Annotated in this window: 20 protein-coding genes and 2 pseudogenes; 4 read left to right on the top strand and 18 right to left on the bottom strand. The window is 35.3% G+C overall.

Annotated elements, in window-relative coordinates; all coding sequences use genetic code 11:
• Positions 1-25: 25 nt before the first annotated feature.
• The 4 genes from pyrH to MKY69_RS02620 all read right to left on the bottom strand — a co-directional run bounded on the left by pyrH (position 26) and on the right by MKY69_RS02620 (position 3,469).
• Entirely contained in the window at positions 26-754 is a 729-nt protein-coding gene (gene pyrH / locus MKY69_RS02635; protein ID WP_003104318.1) for a UMP kinase, read from the bottom strand.
• A 148-nt stretch (positions 755-902) separates the two neighbouring features.
• Positions 903-1,592, bottom strand: coding sequence for a 50S ribosomal protein L1 (gene rplA / locus MKY69_RS02630; protein WP_003103240.1), 690 nt, complete (start codon positions 1,590-1,592; stop codon positions 903-905).
• A 105-nt stretch (positions 1,593-1,697) separates the two neighbouring features.
• Entirely contained in the window at positions 1,698-2,123 is a 426-nt protein-coding gene (gene rplK / locus MKY69_RS02625; protein WP_003105508.1) for a 50S ribosomal protein L11, read from the bottom strand.
• 245 nt (positions 2,124-2,368) lie between these two features.
• Positions 2,369-3,469: a baeRF6 domain-containing protein gene (locus tag MKY69_RS02620; RefSeq protein WP_003106299.1), complete on the bottom strand. Its 1,101-nt coding sequence runs from the start codon at positions 3,467-3,469 to the stop codon at positions 2,369-2,371.
• 181 nt (positions 3,470-3,650) lie between these two features.
• Here MKY69_RS02620 and MKY69_RS02615 point away from each other — a divergent pair, with 181 nt between their 5' ends.
• Positions 3,651-4,001, top strand: a complete 351-nt coding sequence (locus tag MKY69_RS02615; RefSeq protein WP_003103771.1) for a DUF3397 domain-containing protein — start codon at positions 3,651-3,653, stop codon at positions 3,999-4,001.
• 27 nt (positions 4,002-4,028) lie between these two features.
• Here MKY69_RS02615 and MKY69_RS10555 read toward each other — a convergent pair.
• Both MKY69_RS10555 and MKY69_RS10550 read right to left on the bottom strand, forming a co-directional pair.
• A pseudogene (locus tag MKY69_RS10555) lies at positions 4,029-5,510 on the bottom strand (DNA translocase FtsK); the annotation flags it as partial.
• A gap of 287 nt (positions 5,511-5,797) precedes the next feature.
• Positions 5,798-6,437, bottom strand: a pseudogene (locus tag MKY69_RS10550) (cell division protein FtsK); the annotation flags it as partial.
• A 202-nt stretch (positions 6,438-6,639) separates the two neighbouring features.
• On the opposite strand from MKY69_RS10550, the gene MKY69_RS02605 reads away from it, so the two are divergent.
• Together MKY69_RS02605 and MKY69_RS02600 are read left to right on the top strand one after the other, a co-directional pair.
• Positions 6,640-7,599: an IS30-like element IS1062 family transposase gene (locus MKY69_RS02605; protein ID WP_002360751.1), complete on the top strand. Its 960-nt coding sequence runs from the start codon at positions 6,640-6,642 to the stop codon at positions 7,597-7,599.
• Positions 7,600-7,722: 123 nt separating this feature from the next.
• The gene (locus MKY69_RS02600; protein WP_003106294.1) at positions 7,723-8,529 is read left to right on the top strand and encodes a peptidylprolyl isomerase; all 807 of its coding nucleotides are present in this window, start codon (positions 7,723-7,725) and stop codon (positions 8,527-8,529) included.
• A gap of 57 nt (positions 8,530-8,586) precedes the next feature.
• Here MKY69_RS02600 and MKY69_RS02595 read toward each other — a convergent pair whose 3' ends face one another.
• The 4 genes from MKY69_RS02595 to MKY69_RS02580 form a co-directional block, all read right to left on the bottom strand.
• On the bottom strand, positions 8,587-9,546 hold the full coding sequence (locus MKY69_RS02595; RefSeq protein WP_002360751.1) for an IS30-like element IS1062 family transposase: 960 nt from the start codon (positions 9,544-9,546) through the stop codon (positions 8,587-8,589).
• 62 nt (positions 9,547-9,608) lie between these two features.
• Positions 9,609-10,463 carry a metal ABC transporter permease gene (locus tag MKY69_RS02590; protein WP_340791874.1) on the bottom strand — a complete coding sequence of 285 codons (855 nt, stop codon included), beginning with the start codon at positions 10,461-10,463 and terminating at the stop codon, positions 9,609-9,611.
• The gene (locus MKY69_RS02585) at positions 10,463-11,182 is read right to left on the bottom strand and encodes a metal ABC transporter ATP-binding protein (RefSeq protein ID WP_003106292.1); all 720 of its coding nucleotides are present in this window, start codon (positions 11,180-11,182) and stop codon (positions 10,463-10,465) included. The genes MKY69_RS02590 and MKY69_RS02585 overlap by 1 nt, the downstream gene beginning before the upstream one ends.
• A 60-nt stretch (positions 11,183-11,242) precedes the next feature.
• Positions 11,243-12,175, bottom strand: a complete 933-nt coding sequence (locus tag MKY69_RS02580; protein ID WP_003103719.1) for a metal ABC transporter substrate-binding protein — start codon at positions 12,173-12,175, stop codon at positions 11,243-11,245.
• Positions 12,176-12,318: 143 nt separating this feature from the next.
• On the opposite strand from MKY69_RS02580, the gene MKY69_RS02575 reads away from it, so the two are divergent.
• Positions 12,319-12,966: a metal-dependent transcriptional regulator gene (locus MKY69_RS02575; protein WP_003106289.1), complete on the top strand. Its 648-nt coding sequence runs from the start codon at positions 12,319-12,321 to the stop codon at positions 12,964-12,966.
• A 29-nt stretch (positions 12,967-12,995) separates the two neighbouring features.
• On the opposite strand, the gene MKY69_RS02570 is transcribed toward MKY69_RS02575, so the two are convergent.
• From MKY69_RS02570 to MKY69_RS02535, 8 genes are all read right to left on the bottom strand, one after another.
• Positions 12,996-13,688 (bottom strand): 5'-methylthioadenosine/adenosylhomocysteine nucleosidase, encoded by a 693-nt coding sequence (locus MKY69_RS02570; RefSeq protein ID WP_003106287.1) that lies wholly within the window; start codon positions 13,686-13,688, stop codon positions 12,996-12,998.
• A 13-nt stretch (positions 13,689-13,701) separates the two neighbouring features.
• Positions 13,702-13,977, bottom strand: a complete 276-nt coding sequence (gene macP, locus MKY69_RS02565; RefSeq protein WP_003104502.1) for a cell wall synthase accessory phosphoprotein MacP — start codon at positions 13,975-13,977, stop codon at positions 13,702-13,704.
• Positions 13,977-14,531 carry an NUDIX hydrolase gene (locus tag MKY69_RS02560; RefSeq protein ID WP_003106285.1) on the bottom strand — a complete coding sequence of 185 codons (555 nt, stop codon included), beginning with the start codon at positions 14,529-14,531 and terminating at the stop codon, positions 13,977-13,979. The genes macP and MKY69_RS02560 overlap by 1 nt, the downstream gene beginning before the upstream one ends.
• A gap of 29 nt (positions 14,532-14,560) precedes the next feature.
• Entirely contained in the window at positions 14,561-15,943 is a 1,383-nt protein-coding gene (gene glmU, locus MKY69_RS02555; protein WP_340790920.1) for a bifunctional UDP-N-acetylglucosamine diphosphorylase/glucosamine-1-phosphate N-acetyltransferase GlmU, read from the bottom strand.
• Between the two features lie 98 nt (positions 15,944-16,041).
• A complete protein-coding gene (locus MKY69_RS02550; protein ID WP_004234687.1) occupies positions 16,042-17,004 on the bottom strand; it encodes a Gfo/Idh/MocA family protein in 963 nt (320 codons plus the stop codon).
• A 20-nt stretch (positions 17,005-17,024) separates the two neighbouring features.
• Positions 17,025-17,189, bottom strand: a complete 165-nt coding sequence (locus MKY69_RS02545) for a hypothetical protein (protein ID WP_003105634.1) — start codon at positions 17,187-17,189, stop codon at positions 17,025-17,027.
• Positions 17,190-17,888, bottom strand: coding sequence for a 3-oxoacyl-ACP reductase (locus tag MKY69_RS02540; RefSeq protein ID WP_003106279.1), 699 nt, complete (start codon positions 17,886-17,888; stop codon positions 17,190-17,192). It abuts the gene before it with no gap.
• Positions 17,881-18,117, bottom strand: coding sequence for a DUF2829 domain-containing protein (locus MKY69_RS02535; protein ID WP_003103015.1), 237 nt, complete (start codon positions 18,115-18,117; stop codon positions 17,881-17,883). The genes MKY69_RS02540 and MKY69_RS02535 overlap by 8 nt, the downstream gene beginning before the upstream one ends.
• Positions 18,118-18,204 lie beyond the last annotated feature (87 nt).

The raw sequence follows: 18,204 nt of genomic DNA, 5'->3' as shown, positions 1-18,204 counted from the left end.
CTCCTTATATATTTCTAAACTCTTCTTATTCTGCTGATTTATTTGAAACTGTTGTACCTATATGTTCACCAAAGACAACACGTTTAATATTTCCTGCTTCATTCATATTAAAGACAACTAAATCAATATCATTATCCATTGATAATGTTGATGCTGTTGCATCCATAATTTTTAAGCCACGTTTGATAACTTCACCATGGGTCAATTCATCAAATTTAACGGCATTAGCATCTTTTCTTGGGTCAGCATTATAAACCCCATCAACACCATTTTTGGCCATTAGAATTGCATCCGCTTCTATTTCAGCTGCACGAAGAGCTGCTGTCGTATCTGTTGAGAAATATGGTGAACCTATTCCAGCACCAAATACTACAATGCGCCCTTTTTCCAAGTGTCTAAGTGCACGGCCTCTAATATAAGGCTCCGCAACATTTTGCATTGGAATAGCAGTTTGAACACGAGTATCAACACCAAAATGTTGTAAACTGTCTGCCATAACTAAGGCATTCATTACTGTTCCTAACATACCTGTGTAGTCTGCTTGAACGCGATCCATTCCCGCTTCTGCTGCAGGCTCACCTCTCCAGAGGTTACCTCCGCCAATAACTAAAGCAATTTCGACTCCTGATGAATGAACTTCTGCAATTTCTTTAGCAATAAGTTGAACAGTTGAGATATCAATTCCAACACCTTTATCACCTGCAAGAGCTTCCCCTGAAAGCTTTATTAAAATACGTTGATATTTTGGTTCCAATTTACTTATCTCCTTATTTTGTCCTTACTATTCTACCATAATTATTTAGTTTTTGACAGTTCAATCTCAGTCCGATATAACAAAATTACTTGACTAAATTTCTAAATTTACTAGACTAAAAAAAGCTATCCGAAGATAGCTTGTTTTATTACATTGTTGATGGGTCAACTTTGATACCAACACCTTGAGTAGATGTGATAGCAAGATTTGTCATGTAAGTACCTTTAGCTGTTGATGGTTTAGATTTAACCATAATATCGTTAAATGCTTTAAAGTTTTCAACTAATTTATCAGCGTCAAATGATACTTTACCGATGATAGCTTGTACGTTACCAGCTTTGTCAGCACGGTAAGTAATTTTACCACCTTTTGATTCTTCAACTGCTTTAGTAACATCCATAGTTACAGTACCAGTTTTAGGGTTTGGCATCAAGTTACGAGGTCCAAGGACACGTCCAAGACGTCCAACGATAGCCATCATATCTGGTGTTGCAATAACAACATCAAAATCAAGCCATCCACCATTGATTTTAGCAACTAGGTCATCTTCACCAACGAAGTCTGCTCCAGCAGCTTTTGCTTCTTCAGCTTTGGCACCACGTGCAAAAACAAGTACACGTTGAGTTTTACCAGTTCCGTTTGGCAATACCATTGCACCACGGATTTGTTGGTCAGCTTTACGAACATCAATGTTCAAGTTATATGCAACTTCTACAGATGCATCAAATTTAGCGAAGTTAGTTTCTTTAATTAATGCTACAGCTTCTTCTACGCTGTATGCTTTTGTGCTGTCAACTTTTTCAAGTGCTGCACGCATTTGTTTGCTTTTTTTAGCCATTTTAAAATTCTCCTTGTAATGTGGTCATATCGATTTGATTTAAAATCTCCCACGTCACTCATCAAATTATGATGAAGTCGTGCGGGTAATAGGGACAGTTACTGATTATTCAGCGATTGTGAATCCCATAGAACGAGCAGTACCTTCGATCATACGCATTGCAGACTCGATGTTTGCAGCGTTTAAATCTGGCATCTTAGTTTCAGCAATTTCTTGTACTTGTGCACGAGTTACTGTTGCAACTTTAGTTGAGTTAGGTGTACCTGATCCTTTTTCAACACCTGCAGCTTTTTTCAAAAGAATAGCAGCTGGTGGTGTTTTAGTGATGAAATCAAATGATTTATCTTCATAAACTGAGATAACAACTGGGATGATCATGCCAGCTTGGTCAGCTGTACGAGCATTAAATTCTTTAGTGAATCCCATGATGTTAATACCTGCTTGACCAAGAGCTGGTCCAACTGGTGGAGCTGGTGTAGCTTTACCAGCAGGGATTTGAAGTTTTACAAGTTTTTCGACTTTTTTAGCCATTTTTAAAAATCCTCCTGTTGTGGTTTTGGCGGTAACTAAGATTTTTACCTCCCACAGATATGCTTATAGCATACCTTACTATTATACCTACTTTGAGAAAAAAATCAAGACATTTACACGGAATAATATAAAAAATTGTTTACGAAATTTATCATTACTTACATAAAAAAAGGAGTATACCAAGTCTAAGCTTAGACTTGGTATACTCTAAAGATTGGCCTGATTAATGCTTCAAAATATCAGACTTAATAACGAGTGCGTGCACTAATTGTCAAGCCTTCTGCAGCTTCATCCTCAGTAATGACATAAATTTTTCCTGAAGATTTTAGCACTTCTACTACAATAAGTCGTAGGTCAATAGCTTTATCATTATCATTTCCGACCACCAAATAGTTCCCTTGGTCATCTTTTACAATCAATAACTCAGCGATTCGGTTTTCAAATGCTAACGTTTTGATTTCTGCTAAGTCATTATCTACTTTATTTTTTGGGCTTGTTTCATTAAAACGATTGACAAGATCAGAATAATAATTTGTATTTAAGTCAGTTATAAATGCTTGACCTTGTTTTGCAATATCTTCATCAGAAATTTTGGCTGCTGATTGTTCAATGCCGAAATCCATTAATCCCTTATATTTATTAATAGCACGGTAAGCAGCCTGATTTTCTGGAAGTGCATATAAGATAGTCTGATTATTTTCTTCTTGACCAAAATAATCAATTAAAGATTTATCCACAAAGCGGAAGAAATTATTACGGTCAATTTCTTTTTCACTACTTGTATCATTATGTCCATGGAAACTGTGTTGTCCATTTCCACCTTGGCCACCAAAGCTACTGTGGTTTAATTCTCCACCAACGATTTCCTCACCTAAAGCTTGCGTTAAACTTATTGGCCATGGTTTATCTTTGATTTCTTTCAGTGAGCTCATTCCAAGTTTAAACAAACGTGCTTGTTCTTGATTTAAGACAAGTAAATGGAATTCATATGCAAATTGGAATTGCTCAATCAATGGTTTAAGATAAGGCGCAGGACCTAAAACAATTCCGTTAACTACTGGGTTATCAATTTGATAGTAAAAAGAATTATCTTTAGTAATGTATAGAACTAGACTCCCACTGCCTGTTAGAATAGTTCGAGCATTATTTTTTACCTCTGCAACTTGTTTTTGCCATTCTTTTTCCAATTTGTCAGTTAATTGACTGGCTTCTTTCAGATAATTGTCTAAAATAAGACTATCCTTTTCAGAATAAGCAGATAAGGGATCTAAATCGATAGTAATTGTAATAAACTGGCGATCCTCAACGAGTAAGTCAGGATGCGGAAATTGATTTAACTGTTCCATATATTTCTCCTTTACTTATTTTTGTTATATAATAATCGTAACATATGAAACATCTTTTTCCTAACAAAAAACATAAGTGACCTTACATTTTTAATTTCGAGTGGTCATCATTATCTTGCTATCATATTTTAAGATGGAAGAAATAGTTTACAATCACAACGAAAGAGTATAAAATTATTTTATGATAACATATAAATTAGTGGCCTTAGCCTTCATTTTTTTAACACCAATTTTTTCATACATTATCGTTTCTACCTTTAAATTAGGACGGTATGGATTAAAATTTCCTGATTTAGCTCTATTATTATTTATTCTGGAGATTGCTTTAGTTTCAGGAAAATTTTTCACTCACACCTTCCTTCCCTACTACTTAATTTTGATGGCTATTTTATCTATCGTCATTTGCTTAGTATTAGTAATTAAAGTTCAAAGGTTCACCTATCCAAGATTTATTAAACTTTTTTGGCGTATTGGTTTTTTAGTCACTTTTTTTACTTATTTTTTACTAGTTATTGCAGTCTTTATCATCTAAAAAAACCTTGAGCATAACTCAAGGTTTTTAATTTGTTTGCAGAACTTTTCTTGGTTTAGTTCCTTCTGCAGGTCCAATAACGCCTGCTTCTTCTAATTCATCCATCAAACGGGTTGCTCGGTTAAATCCAACTGACAAACGTCGTTGAATCATAGAGGCCGAAGCTTTTTGGGTTTCAAGGACTAATGCTTTTGCATCTTCAAATAACGGATCGCCCTCATTGGAATCACCAGATGAGCCATTACCCATGTCATTTTCTGTCACTTCTCCAGGATCAAAGGCATCATCATAATCTGCTTCAGCTTGATCTTTGATGAAGCCAACAATTCGTTCAACATCATCATCTGAAATAAATGAACCTTGAAGACGAACCGGATGGTTCTCATCAATTGGTTTAAAGAGCATGTCTCCTCGACCTAAAAGTTTTTCTGCACCATTCTCATCAAGAATAGTCCGACTATCTGTCCCAGAGGAAACTGCAAAGGCAATACGCGAAGGAACGTTAGCTTTAATTAAACCAGAAATAACGTCAACTGATGGTCTTTGAGTTGCTAATATCATGTGAATACCAGCAGCACGAGCTTTTTGTCCTAATCGAATAATAGCATCTTCAACTTCTTTACTTGCTACCATCATTAAGTCAGCCAACTCATCAACAATAACCACAATCAATGGTAAGGGAATTTGCTTTTGTTCAGATTGTGCATTATAATCTTCAACTTTTCCATTATAACCAGCAATATTTCTGACACCAACTTTACTAAAGAGTTCATAACGATTTTCCATTTCATCAACAACCTTTTGTAAAGCTTTACTTGCTTTGCGGGGGTTAGTAACAACAGGAATTAGTAGATGAGGAATATCATTATAAACTGATAATTCAACCATTTTTGGATCGACCATTAAGAATTTTACTTGATCAGGTCGAGCTTTCATCAAAATACTTGAAATAATCCCATTAACAGCAACAGATTTACCAGATCCAGTTGACCCTGCTACCAGAAGATGAGGCATTTTTGTTAAGTCAAAGGAGCGAGCCATACCATTAACAGCTTTACCAAGTGGTACTTCAAGTAATTTATCATCACTAGTATTAGATTGTTCCCAAAGCTCACGGAAGGAAACTGTGGCAATTTCTGAATTAGGTACTTCAATTCCGACTAAAGATTTCCCTGGAATAGGAGCTTCAATACGGACATCTTTAGCAGCTAAAGCTAAAGCCAAGTCATCCGCTAAGTTTGAAATACGGTTAACTCGAACACCGACTGCTGGTTTAATTTCATATTTTGTTACAGATGGTCCAATTTCAGCACGTTCCACTTTCACATCAATTCCAAAACTTTTGAAAGTTTCTTCTAAAACAGTGATGTTTTTGCGAACCAAATTCTTTTCTTTAGACTGATTTTTTGGTTTATCAGGTGCAAACAGGTCAATTGTTGGTAATTTATAAAGTAAATTAGCTTTCGGAGTAAAGTCAACTTCGACTGGCTCATCGTCAAATAGCTCATCATCAATGGTCATTTGATCAGTAGCTTCAGGAATGGGATAAGATTCTAACATCGAATCTTGCTCATCAAATTGATCCATTTCAATTACACCCAAATCTTCTGGATGCGACTCATAAGCAATTATCTCTGGCTCAGCCAGTGGCATTTGCTCGACCGCCAATGGATCCATCATTCCAGCCATCTGACCATCTAGAATTTCACCAGTCTCTATATCTACAGCTCTTTGATTTGGATTATTCTCAAGTAAAGCCTCCTCTTGCAAACGTAATTCTTCAGCTCTCGCTTTTTCTTCTTCTTTTTTGATATAGCGGAGCTCTTTAGCTGCATGATGCTTTTCAAGTAAGTTTTGCATTTGTAACTTCACAAAATTGCTGATGTCATAAACGTCCCAAGGAGTCATCAAAAAGAGCCCTAAAAGGATAACCAAGCCACCAATGAAAAATGAGCCAATATTAGAAAATAAAAAGGAAACTGGTTTGTATAGAAGGGCTCCAATCATACCTCCACCTAGGAAAGAATGAACTTTAAACTGTAAGAGGTCGCTCATAATTAACCGGGCTGTTCTTGAAAAAATTTCTTTGCCCTTCATAAGACTAAATGTGAAGAGGTAAGCATGCCATTCAATTAAAAGTCCCAAAAAAAGAATGACAAAACCAGCAATTAAGCCCTCTTGCTTTTGTAACCATTTGAAAAAAAATAAGTAAATAAAAAGTGCACCAATAAAGAGATAAGCTAAGCTACCTACCATAAAACGGATAACATTATAAGCTGTAACACCAAAAATTCCTAATCTAATAGCAGCAAAAATTAAGACTAGTCCAGTTAAAACGGAGAATATCATCCGTTTAATGGCTCGTTGTTTTTCGATTTCTGCTTTGGTTAGACGCTTAGGTTTTGCGCCTTTTCTTTGTGTATTTCGTTTAGTCATAAAATCATTATACCATTTTTCAATAATTATGAAATACGAACAAGATTCAATTAATTTTGAGAATATACTGATACCCTTAATTGTATTTTCTTGCAACTACTTATTAATACGCCGATTGTAAAATTAAGCTAGACAAATAAAAAAGTCATTTGTGCTACACTCAAGATAGTTCCCGCAAAAGAATTATAAGGAGTGAAGACAAATGACCTATACCCATCTTACATCAAATGAACTTGCAATGATAGAGGCGTATTATAATAATCATCAATCTGTAGCTAAAACCGCAGTACTATTGAATAGATCTAGACAAACGATTCATAAAGTTTACCAATTTTTCAAAACAGGGCACAATGCTCTAGATTATTTCAATCAATACAAGAAGAATAAAACTCGCTGTGGCAGACGTCCTATTGTCTTATCAGATGAACAAACAGAATATATTCAAAAGAGGGTTGTTCAAGGTTGGACACCTGATGTGATTGTTGGCCGTGCAGAGTTTTCTATTTCTTGTTCTATGCGTACACTTTATCGTATGTTTAAACAAGGCGTATTTGAAGTGACTCACCTACCTATGAAAGGAAAACGTAAAGCCAACGGACACAAAGAAACTCGGGGAAAACAATCTTTTCGTCGATCACTTCGTGACAGAGGAAATGATTATTCTAAATTCAATCAAGAATTTGGCCACCTTGAAGGGGATACTATTGTGGGTAAAAAGCACAAAAGTGCTGTTATTACCCTCGTTGAGCGATTATCTAAAGTAATCATCACTCTTCAGCCAGAAGGCAGACGAGCTATAGATATTGAAAATCGTTTGAACCAATGGATGCAATCTGTACCTAAGCATCTATTCAAATCAATGACTTTTGATTGTGGAAAGGAATTTTCAAATTGGAAATCAATCAGTAATATAAATGATATTGATATCTATTTTGCAGATCCTGGTACACCATCACAAAGAGGGTTAAATGAAAACTCTAATGGTTTATTACGTAAAGATGGTTTACCAAAGCAAATGGATTTCAACGAAGTTGATGAATCTTTTATCCAATCTATTGCATCGAAAAGAAATAATATCCCTCGAAAATCATTAAACTATAAAACACCAATAGAAGTATTCTTGAGTCACATATGCAAAGAGGAATTGTCTAACTTAATTTGACAATTAATAATATTAAAAAAAACATGAGATAAAACGCATAATTTCAACTTAAATGACGAATGATTTTAGTTTTCTTTATGTTTTATATGGTAAAATAAAAGAAAACATTTCTAAGGAGTTTCTATGAAAAAACTGCTATCAATTGGCTTATTTATTATATTTATTTCTACCTTGACTGGATGTCAATATCTTGATAGAGCTATAAAAGGCGATAAATATGTTGATGATAAAATTGCTCAAAAAAGTAGAGAAAGTGCAGAAAAAGTTTATCAAAAAAAATTCAAGGAAGCTTTAAAAGCTAGCCCTGATAAATTCCCCCAACTTTCGGAGAAAGTTGATAAAAATCAAGCAGAGGTAATATTAATTACTAGTCAAGGTGACATTACAATTAAGCTTTTTCCAAAATTAGCGCCTTTAGCGGTTGAAAATTTTTTAACGCATGCTAAAGAAGGCTATTACAATGGATTAAGCTTTCACCGCGTCATTTCGGATTTCATGATTCAAACCGGTGATCCCAAGGGCGATGGTTCCGGTGGTCAATCAATCTGGTATGACAAAGATCCTGATAAAGATAATGGACAAGGGTTCCCAAACGAAATCTCACCTTACCTTTATAATATCCGTGGTGCCCTAGCCATGGCTAATGCGGGGCCAGATACCAATGGAAGTCAATTTTTCATCAATCAAAATACAGCCAATCAAGGAAAATCCCTTTCGAGTGACAACTACCCCCAACCTATTATTGATGCTTATAATAAGGGAGGTAATCCCAGTCTAGATGGTGGCTATACTGTATTTGGACAGGTCATCACAGGAATGGATGTTGTAGACAAGATTGCCAAAACAGAGGTCGATGAAAAGGATAAACCAAAAGAAAAAATTCTTATTAAAGAAATCAAAATCAACAAAGATTATACTTTTAAATATTGATGAAAAAGATGATAAGTTATGTGGTAACTTATCATCTTTTTCTATTTTTATTAATTGTCAAATTAAGTTAGACAATTCCTCTTTGCATATGTGACTCAAGAATACTTCTATTGGTGTTTTATAGTTTAATGATTTTCGAGGGATATTATTTCTTTTCGATGCAATAGATTGGATAAAAGATTCATCAACTTCGTTGAAATCCATTTGCTTTGGTAAACCATCTTTACGTAATAAACCATTAGAGTTTTCATTTAACCCTCTTTGTGATGGTGTACCAGGATCTGCAAAATAGATATCAATATCATTTATATTACTGATTGATTTCCAATTTGAAAATTCCTTTCCACAATCAAAAGTCATTGATTTGAATAGATGCTTAGGTACAGATTGCATCCATTGGTTCAAACGATTTTCAATATCTATAGCTCGTCTGCCTTCTGGCTGAAGAGTGATGATTACTTTAGATAATCGCTCAACGAGGGTAATAACAGCACTTTTGTGCTTTTTACCCACAATAGTATCCCCTTCAAGGTGGCCAAATTCTTGATTGAATTTAGAATAATCATTTCCTCTGTCACGAAGTGATCGACGAAAAGATTGTTTTCCCCGAGTTTCTTTGTGTCCGTTGGCTTTACGTTTTCCTTTCATAGGTAGGTGAGTCACTTCAAATACGCCTTGTTTAAACATACGATAAAGTGTACGCATAGAACAAGAAATAGAAAACTCTGCACGGCCAACAATCACATCAGGTGTCCAACCTTGAACAACCCTCTTTTGAATATATTCTGTTTGTTCATCTGATAAGACAATAGGACGTCTGCCACAGCGAGTTTTATTCTTCTTGTATTGATTGAAATAATCTAGAGCATTGTGCCCTGTTTTGAAAAATTGGTAAACTTTATGAATCGTTTGTCTAGATCTATTCAGTAGTACTGCGGTTTTGGCTACAGATTGATGATTATTATAATACGCCTCTATCATTGCAAGTTCATTTGATGTAAGATGGGTATAGGTCATTTGTCTTCACTCCTTATAATTCTTTTGCGGGAACTATCTTGAGTGTAGCACAAATGACTTTTTTATTTGTCTAGCTTAATTTTACAATCGGCGTTTTTTAAAATCCCTTGTTTAGGGGAAATAAAAAAACTAATGGCAAATAGGAAAGCAGCTGTCAAAACGATTGTTGATCCTGCAGCTATATTAAAGGTGTAACCAATAAATAATCCTAATACAGAAGAGACTGCACCAAGAGTGGCTGATAGTAGTAACATCTCTTTCAAGCTATTGACATATAAATAGGCAGTTGCTGCTGGTGTAATTAATAGAGCTACAATCAATATTGTTCCCACACTTTGCATTGCTGTAACAGCTACTAAAGTTAATAGAACCATCAACAAGTAATGATAGGCACAAACATTGATACCCATTGTTTGTGCAAGAACTGGGTCAAAAGACGTTAATTGAAGTTCTTTGAAAAACAACACAATTGTCAAAAGAACTAAGCAAGATACGCCAATCGTAATCCATTTGTCGCTATCTTGAACTGCTAGGATATTTCCAAATAGTATGCTAAAAAGATTAGTTGTGCTTTGAGCAATTCCAATTAAGATAACACCTAAGGCTAAAAAAGAACTAAATGTAATTCCAATGGCTGTATCTCCTTTGATAATACTATTTTCTTTAATATAAGTAATAAATAATGAGGATAATAGGCCAAACACAATCGCGCCAATAAAGAAATTTATCCCTAAAATATAAGAAATTGCTACACCAGGCAAGACCGCATGAGAAATGGCATCTCCCATTAATGACATTGACCGAAGGATAATAAAACAGCCAACTACTCCAGAAACAATACCAATAATTAAGGCCGTGATAAAGGCATTTTGCAAAAAATGATATTGGCATAGGCCGTTAAAAAATTTTTCAAAAATCATAGTGCTCCTCCCACCATCATATGACCATAGGCTTCTTCTAAATATTTGGGATTAAAAACATCTGTTACCTTCCCATAAGTAACTAATTTCTTATTTAGGAGAATAACTCGATCAAAGTAATAATCCACCTTACTAAGATCATGGTGGACAATTAAGATTGTTTTCCCTTTACTAGCCAATTTTTTTAACAGATCAATAATAATTGATTCACTTAAAGAATCAATCCCGGCAAATGGCTCATCCAAAAATAAATAATCTTTTTCTTGAATTAAACATCTGGCTAAGAGCATCCGTTGGAATTGGCCACCAGATAAACTTTTGATTGGGCGGTGTTCAAACTCTAATAAACCAACTTTTTCCAAATAATGGCTAACCTTTTCTCTATCCTCTTTACTTATTTTTTTAAAAAATCCAAGTTTCCCATAGGTTCCCAATAAGACACACTCAGATACCGTAATTGGGAAATTGAGATCGATACTACTTCTTTGTTCTACATAGGCAATAGCTGTCGCTTTAGAGTTAGCATCCGCTGTATCAATTTTTACTTGACCTGAATAATTAATTAGACCCAATATTGCCTTCATTAATGTTGATTTGCCTGCTCCGTTTGGTCCAATTATGCCAGTTATCCCCCCACCAGGAAGTGATAAGCTAATATCTTGCAAGGCCTCGATTTTGCCAGGATAAGAAACTGATAAATTGTTAACTGTAATCATATAAAACTCCTTAAAAATAAATAAAGCACATGGCCCTTGAGCTCCTGTGCTTTATGGCTATTATTTCGATAAACCTTCTGAAATCTTATCTAAATTCCATTTCATCATGGCATAGTAACTATCACCAGGTTTCCCTTTTTTGGCAACAGAATCTGTAAAAATTTCAGAATAAATTGGAATTCCACTATCCTTAGAAACAGATTTCATAGGTCGACTATCAACACTAGATTCAACAAATATAGCTGATAATTTTTTCTTTTTTAATTTCTCAATGAGAGTTGAAATTTGACTCGGTGTTCCTTCTTCTTCTGTATTAATTTCCCAAATATATGCTGATGGAACATCATAGGCTTTAGAGAAATATTTGAAGCAGCCTTCACTTGTTACAATCATTTTTTTATCTGCTGGTATCTTATCAAACTTAGATTTAGCTTCTTTATCTAAATTATCCAGTTTTGCCAAATAACTTTTTAAATGAGATTGATAGTAAGTTTTATTTTTAGGATCTTTCTTGATTAATTGCTTAGCAATATTTTTTGAATAAATCATACCATTTTCAAGATTTAACCAAGCATGAGGATCTTCTTTACCTTTTTCATTTTGCCCCTCTAAATAGATAACATCAATACCATCTGATACCGCAAAATAATCTTTATTTTTTTCTTTTTTGGCATTCTTAATCAATTTAGTAAACCAAGCATGTCCACCATCTTCTAAGTTAATTCCATTGTAAAAAATCAAATCCGCCGAACTTGTTTTTTCAACATCTTCAGGTAATGGTTCATACTCATGGGGGTCTTGACCAACTGGAACAATACTATGCAAATTAACCTTATTACCGGCTATATTTTTTGTCATATCTGCAATAACAGAATTAGTTGCAACAACATTTAATTTTTCTTCTTTTTTTGCCTGTTGACCACTAGTCGAGCAAGCAGATAGCATGAATAATGACAAAGCAGCAGTCAAAGCAAAAGTAAATTTCTTCTTCATTTTTTCTCCTTAATTTAAGTTATATAATTAATTAAGTATAGTTAATTATGATATTAATCTACATTATTTATCAACATTTGTCAAGATTTTTCTCAAAAAATTTGTTATAATAATGGTTATAAATAAGAGAAAGGCAGAGAGAAATGACGCCTAATAAAGAAGATTACCTTAAGTGCATCTATGAACTGGGACAAGAAAATGCAAAAATTTCTAATAAAATGATTGCTCAGGGTATGCAAGTATCTGCCCCAGCAGTATCAGAAATGATAAAAAAAATGCTGAACCAGGAATGGATTATTAAAGATAAAGTAGTTGGTTATTATTTAACTGATAAAGGCTTAAAATTAATTGCTAATCTCTATCGTAAGCATCGCTTGATCGAGGTTTTTCTAATTAATCAACTATCTTACACCTCTCAGGAAGTTCACCAAGAAGCTGAAGTTTTGGAACACACTGTTTCTGATAACTTTATCGATCGTCTAGATGAACGTCTTGGTTTCCCCGTTTTTTGTCCGCATGGAGGAACTATTCCTCGTAAGGATCAACCTCTAAATGAAATAAATACAAGAACCTTAAATCAAATTACGGAGCCTGGCAAATACCAATTGAGCCGTATTCATGACCAGTATCATTTGATTCAATATCTGGAATCCCATCAGCTTAGTATCCAAACAGTTTTCGAATTACAAAGTATTGACAGCTATGCCAAAACCTATTTAATTACATATCAAGATAAAAGTTTGATAATCCCCGAAAATATTGCAAAAGAGATATATGTTTCTGAACTATAAAAAGACTGGATATGAATCCAATCTTTTTTTTAGTTTAATTTGTTTAAAAATGCTAATAAGGTGAATGCGGACTGTTTACCAGCCTCGATAATAAATTGATCAAAAGTTATATTAGCATCATGTGCAGCTGTGTCACTCATTGCCCTTACAACAATAAACGGAACACCAGAGGTGTGAGCTGCTTGGGCAATTGCTGCCCCTTCCATTTCAACTGCCAAAACTTCAGGAAAATGCGAGACAATCAAGTCTATCTTGTCTTGTCCTGCAATAAAGGAGTCTCCAGTAGCAATCAAGCCAATTTTACTGTGGTTGTCAGCCTCTTCTAAAACAGCTTGGAAGGTTTCAACAAACTCTTGATCGCTTTCAAAAAAAAGTGGTTGTTGAGCCATTTGCCCAAAATCATAATCAAATGCTGTTAAATCAACATCGTGATAAACAAGTTTATCAGCTACAACAATATCTCCAATAGATAAGTCAGAGGCTACAGCGCCTGCTGAACCAGTGTTAATGATAGCTTGAACATTAAAATTTTCAACTAGGATAGCCACCGTCATAGCTGACATGACTTTACCAATTCCAGATTGAACAAGAACAAGCTCGTGTTTACCGAATCGACCACTATAATATGTGTTTCCTAAAACAGATGACTCCGTTTTAGAGGTTAATGCTTCTAAAAGAGAATTTAATTCCTCTTCCATAGCAGCAATTATTCCAATTTTCATTTTGATAATACTCCTAAAGTCTAAATACGGCAAAGATAAGAATGGCTATCAGAACTAAAAGGGCAAATAACATTAAATTTAATTTAGCTTGAAACTGCCCTCTTCTAGCATTCTCGATTCGTCGACTTTTATAAATTCGATTATCAACATTATCATCAAGATCATCATTAATTTGATTTTCTGCAAATGTGATAATTTTGGTGTCTGAGTCTAAATAAGGATCTTCTTCAAAAGTCTCACCACGCCTAGCCCGCTCAATGACATCATCGGTTAGTAATGATTTTCCCATCACATCTCACCTCCAACAGTCAATCCATAGTATTGAATAGCTAAAATTGTTTTTGCATCAACAATTTTGCCATTACTTATCATTTCAAGTGCCTCTTGATAAGTCACTTCTAACAATTCAATCACTTCATCATCATCTTGTGGACGAGGATTAGGAACTTTTTCTAATTGTTTAGCTAAATAAAGTTTGATTTTTTCATTACAAAATCCAATAGCTGTATAGAATTCATAAATGAATTCTAATTGACCTTGATAACCTGTCTCTTCCTCAAGTTCTCTTGCTGCAGCGTCAAGCTCAGAGCCATTTTCGCCAACTTCCAACTTACCAGCTGGAATTTCATAGGAAATTTGCTCGATTGCTTTGCGATATTGCTTAACCAAAAGAATCTTCTGGTCATCCGTAATAGCTAGAACTGAAACGGCTCCACGGTGAAAGACCAGTTCTCTTTTTGCTTGTCCAAGGCCATTAGGAAGCTCCACGTCATCTACTGCGACATTAAAGATAGCTCCCTCATATATGGTTTGTCGACGAATAGTCTTTTCTTCAAATTCCATCCTTCTTCTCCTTTTCACAAGTAGTTTACTTATTTTTTATTTGATGGATGATGAGGCAAGTGTTTAGCATAGCCTTCTTTAGTCTCTTGGCGGCTTCGCCCAATTGCAATGCTGTCAGAGGAAACATTTTTGGTAATTGTTGATCCAGCAGCTGTCAGCGAGTTGTCGCCTATTTCCAAAGGTGCGATTAGGGTTGAATTGCTGCCAAGAAAGACATTGTTGCCAATAATCGTTTTGTACTTGTTTTGACCATCGTAATTAACTGTAATTGTTCCTGCACCAAAGTTAACATCAGAGCCAACTTGGGCATTACCAATGTAAGTTAAATGACCTGCTTTTGTACCTTGACCAATTTTTGAACCTTTGACTTCCACAAAGTTTCCAACATGTACATCTTTTTCTAAGGTTGAACCTGGACGGATGTGGGCATAAGGACCTATTGTGACTCCATCAGCAAGCTTTGAATCTTCAATCATTGAATTGGTAATAACTGCTGATTGTCCAATTTCAGAATTAACAATATAAGTTCCATTAGTTAAAACAGTTCCAGATCCAATTTTAGTTTTGCCTTTTAAGGTAACATTAGCTTCAATCACCACATCTGGATCAATTTGAACATCGCGCTCGATGTAAGTAGCATCTGGATTTTGGAATGTTACCCCATTAACCATGTGAACCTTATTGATACGACGATGCATAACACTTTCTGCTGTTGATAAAGCAACACGGTCATTTACACCAAGACTTTCATTGAAGTTACGAAGAACATATGCACCTACTTTTTCACGATTTTCTCTAAAAATTGAGATAACATCTGTTAAGTAATATTCACCTTGAGCATTATTAGTGTTAATATTTTTCAATGCTTCAAATAAACGTTTATTATCAAATAAGTAAGTTCCAGTATTAATCTCTTTAACTGCTTGCTCATAGGAGTTTGCATCTTTTTGTTCAACAATTTTGATAACTTCGTCATCAGAATTTCTAATGATTCGACCATAACCAAATGGATCTTCAGCACGCGCAGTCAAAATTGTAGCAACATTTTTATGGTTAACATGGAAGTCAATTAAATTTTTCAAGCTATCACCAGTAATCAGCGGTGTATCACCAGCAATAACCAAAGTATTACCTTCTAATCCAGCTAGTTGCTCTTCAGCCATCATAACTGCGTGACCAGTTCCTAGTTGTTCTGCTTGAAGCACAAATTCGGATTGGTCTACTAGAACTTCTTGAACTAGTTCTGCTTTATGCCCAATGACAGTCACATATTTTTCAGGATTAATTGCTGAAACACTGCGGTAAACATGTTCTAACATGCTTAATCCAGATACTTTGTGGAGTACTTTTGGGAGGTCAGACTTCATGCGAGTACCTTTACCCGCAGCTAAAATAATTGCGTAGTTTGTCATATATTTTCCTTATTTTTTTATTCAAATATCATCTCATTATAGCATAAAATGGGAAAGACTGCATAAAGAGGAAGTTAGACTAACTAACTCCCTCTTTTTTAGATTTGTTTTGCTGCTTGATCTAAGACTGCCATAACTATTTGACTGTGCTCTAAAGCTTGATTTGCTCTATCAAAGTCTTTACCACTAATAATCTCTTCAAAAGCTTTAAACTCAGCTACCATACGGTGATTACCTTGGTTCTGATCAATGATTTCTTCTTCCTGACCATTCAACGTCAACGCTACTTTGGGAACTGTATTTGTTGCTCCTAAAATACTTATTGAACCTTTATTTCCTTGGATTGTTGACTTGATTTCAGCACTACAATCTTTAGCACCAATACAAGCTACCTTAAAGTGTCCATAGTCTAACAGAAGTATCCCAGAGGTATCAATATTTCGTTCAATATTTGGCATGTAATTTACATTTTTGGGCTGTCCAAATAACCCGACCACAATATGGATATTATAGACATTCAAATCACGCAAGGCTCCTCCCCCTTTTTCAGGGTCAAATGCTGGCGCAATTTTTCCAACTTTGAAAGCATCATAACGTGAGGAATATTGAGAATAATTACATTCAACAATCTTGATTTCCCCAAGTTGGTCTAAATTTTCTTTAATGTAAGCAAAATTTTCCAAGTACTGGTTAGTAATTGCTTCCAACAAAATCAATTTTTTATCCTGAGCAATCTGACGAAGATCCTCAAACTCAGACATCGTTAAGGTAAACGGTTTTTCACAAATAACATGTTTGCCTGCAAGCAAAGCCTTCTTAGCCATGTCATAATGCAAATGGTTTGGTGTTGCGACATAGACAGTATCTATTGAAGAATTATTTAGCAACTCCTGAAAATCACTAGTAGCTTCTTCTATTCCACAGTCTTCCGCTAGTTGCTCAGCCTTCTCAATACTTCTTGGCGTAGAAAGGATGGCTTTGAGAACAATACCTTTTGTTTCTTGTAATACAGGTAAGGCTTCTTCAACAATTTTACCTGTACCTAATATAGCTAATTTCATTATTTCTCCTTCTTAATCAATCATTCCAAAATAAGTGTTAACTCTGGAACATAAGATGAACCAGCTCTCAAAGCCCGGACTAATTCTGCCTCATTGCCATCAGCATGTTCAGCAGTCGCAAACGATTCATTAATTAAAGTCTGAATAGCTTGTTCATCACTTTTTCTTTCTGGTCTAATTTGCATTTACTTCAAACTCCATCCACCGTCAATTTTGACAATTTCACCTTGTAAGCCTGATGCATTTCCACTTGCTAAGTAGAGAGTTAAATTTGCCACTTCATCAGCCTCCAACCAGCGGCCAATTGGTGTTTCTTGAGCAACCCAATCAGCCATGCCTCCTGGCTCAAAATCAATGGCTGTCATTTCTGTTTTAACTGCCCCAGGTGCAATCCCAAAAACGGAAATACCTGCCTTGGCATAGTCCAAAGCTAATTGTCTCGTGAACCCAGCAAGAGCATGTTTACTAGCTGTATAAGCAGCACCGCCACCACCAGCCATAAAACTAGCAATGGAACACATGTTTATGATTATGCCGGATTGCTGCGCTCGCATTTTGCCAAGAAAAAAGGAAGTGGTTCGAACAGCCCCAAAAAAGTTGACGTTCATGACCCTTGTAAACTGGTCTTGACTGATATCAAGCAAGGGCAAGTATGCATCCAAAACACCAGCTGTGTTGCACAGGATATCAATTGTCCCAATCTCTTCAAAAATTGCCTGGCAATCCTGACTAATGTCAGCCTGATAAAAATGAAAATTACCTATCAATTTAGGTTCATCAGCTAGATCAAGACCATAAACAGTATAACCAAGCTTTAAAAAAGCCTGAGCTTGGGCAAGTCCAATACCAGACGAGACACCCGTTACTAAAACAGATTTAGTCATTCACTTCAATCCAATCTTCGGCTAAGACATCACACGGCGTTGGCGCCCACATTGAGAAACCTTCACCATCTCCTGATACATTGATTAGGAAATAAGGTGTCACCTCTAAAGCATGTCCATTTTGTTCTATAGAATCGAATAACTGAACATAATTTTCAGCACCGCCCCAACCAGTTCTCACATATTTTTTCTTAGCTTTTAATCCAGGTAAAATTTCTTCAAATGTCATGTCAATGACTCCTTTTCTTAATTCTCTGTCTATTATACCATCTAATAGGCAAAACATAAAAAAAGGGAGCTAATCAGATATTACTAG

This window comes from Streptococcus sp. FSL R7-0212, assembly GCF_038007985.1.
Lineage (GTDB): Bacteria > Bacillota > Bacilli > Lactobacillales > Streptococcaceae > Streptococcus > Streptococcus parauberis.
This window is presented reverse-complemented; position numbering and strand designations above follow the sequence as displayed.

What these genes read in the sequence shown, in the direction of transcription:
- rplA (WP_003103240.1), bottom strand. Translation starts at nt 1,592, where the DNA reads ATGGCTAAAAAAAGCAAACAAATGCGTGCAGCACTTGAAAAAGTTGAC.
- rplK (WP_003105508.1), bottom strand. Translation starts at nt 2,123, where the DNA reads ATGGCTAAAAAAGTCGAAAAACTTGTAAAACTTCAAATCCCTGCTGGT.
- MKY69_RS02620 (WP_003106299.1), bottom strand. Translation starts at nt 3,469, where the DNA reads ATGGAACAGTTAAATCAATTTCCGCATCCTGACTTACTCGTTGAGGAT.
- MKY69_RS02615 (WP_003103771.1), top strand. Translation starts at nt 3,651, where the DNA reads ATGATAACATATAAATTAGTGGCCTTAGCCTTCATTTTTTTAACACCA.
- MKY69_RS02605 (WP_002360751.1), top strand. Translation starts at nt 6,640, where the DNA reads ATGACCTATACCCATCTTACATCAAATGAACTTGCAATGATAGAGGCG.
- MKY69_RS02600 (WP_003106294.1), top strand. Translation starts at nt 7,723, where the DNA reads ATGAAAAAACTGCTATCAATTGGCTTATTTATTATATTTATTTCTACC.
- MKY69_RS02595 (WP_002360751.1), bottom strand. Translation starts at nt 9,546, where the DNA reads ATGACCTATACCCATCTTACATCAAATGAACTTGCAATGATAGAGGCG.
- MKY69_RS02585 (WP_003106292.1), bottom strand. Translation starts at nt 11,182, where the DNA reads ATGATTACAGTTAACAATTTATCAGTTTCTTATCCTGGCAAAATCGAG.
- MKY69_RS02580 (WP_003103719.1), bottom strand. Translation starts at nt 12,175, where the DNA reads ATGAAGAAGAAATTTACTTTTGCTTTGACTGCTGCTTTGTCATTATTC.
- MKY69_RS02575 (WP_003106289.1), top strand. Translation starts at nt 12,319, where the DNA reads ATGACGCCTAATAAAGAAGATTACCTTAAGTGCATCTATGAACTGGGA.
- MKY69_RS02570 (WP_003106287.1), bottom strand. Translation starts at nt 13,688, where the DNA reads ATGAAAATTGGAATAATTGCTGCTATGGAAGAGGAATTAAATTCTCTT.
- macP (WP_003104502.1), bottom strand. Translation starts at nt 13,977, where the DNA reads ATGGGAAAATCATTACTAACCGATGATGTCATTGAGCGGGCTAGGCGT.
- MKY69_RS02560 (WP_003106285.1), bottom strand. Translation starts at nt 14,531, where the DNA reads ATGGAATTTGAAGAAAAGACTATTCGTCGACAAACCATATATGAGGGA.
- glmU (WP_340790920.1), bottom strand. Translation starts at nt 15,943, where the DNA reads ATGACAAACTACGCAATTATTTTAGCTGCGGGTAAAGGTACTCGCATG.
- MKY69_RS02550 (WP_004234687.1), bottom strand. Translation starts at nt 17,004, where the DNA reads ATGAAATTAGCTATATTAGGTACAGGTAAAATTGTTGAAGAAGCCTTA.
- MKY69_RS02545 (WP_003105634.1), bottom strand. Translation starts at nt 17,189, where the DNA reads ATGCAAATTAGACCAGAAAGAAAAAGTGATGAACAAGCTATTCAGACT.
- MKY69_RS02540 (WP_003106279.1), bottom strand. Translation starts at nt 17,888, where the DNA reads ATGACTAAATCTGTTTTAGTAACGGGTGTCTCGTCTGGTATTGGACTT.
- MKY69_RS02535 (WP_003103015.1), bottom strand. Translation starts at nt 18,117, where the DNA reads ATGACATTTGAAGAAATTTTACCTGGATTAAAAGCTAAGAAAAAATAT.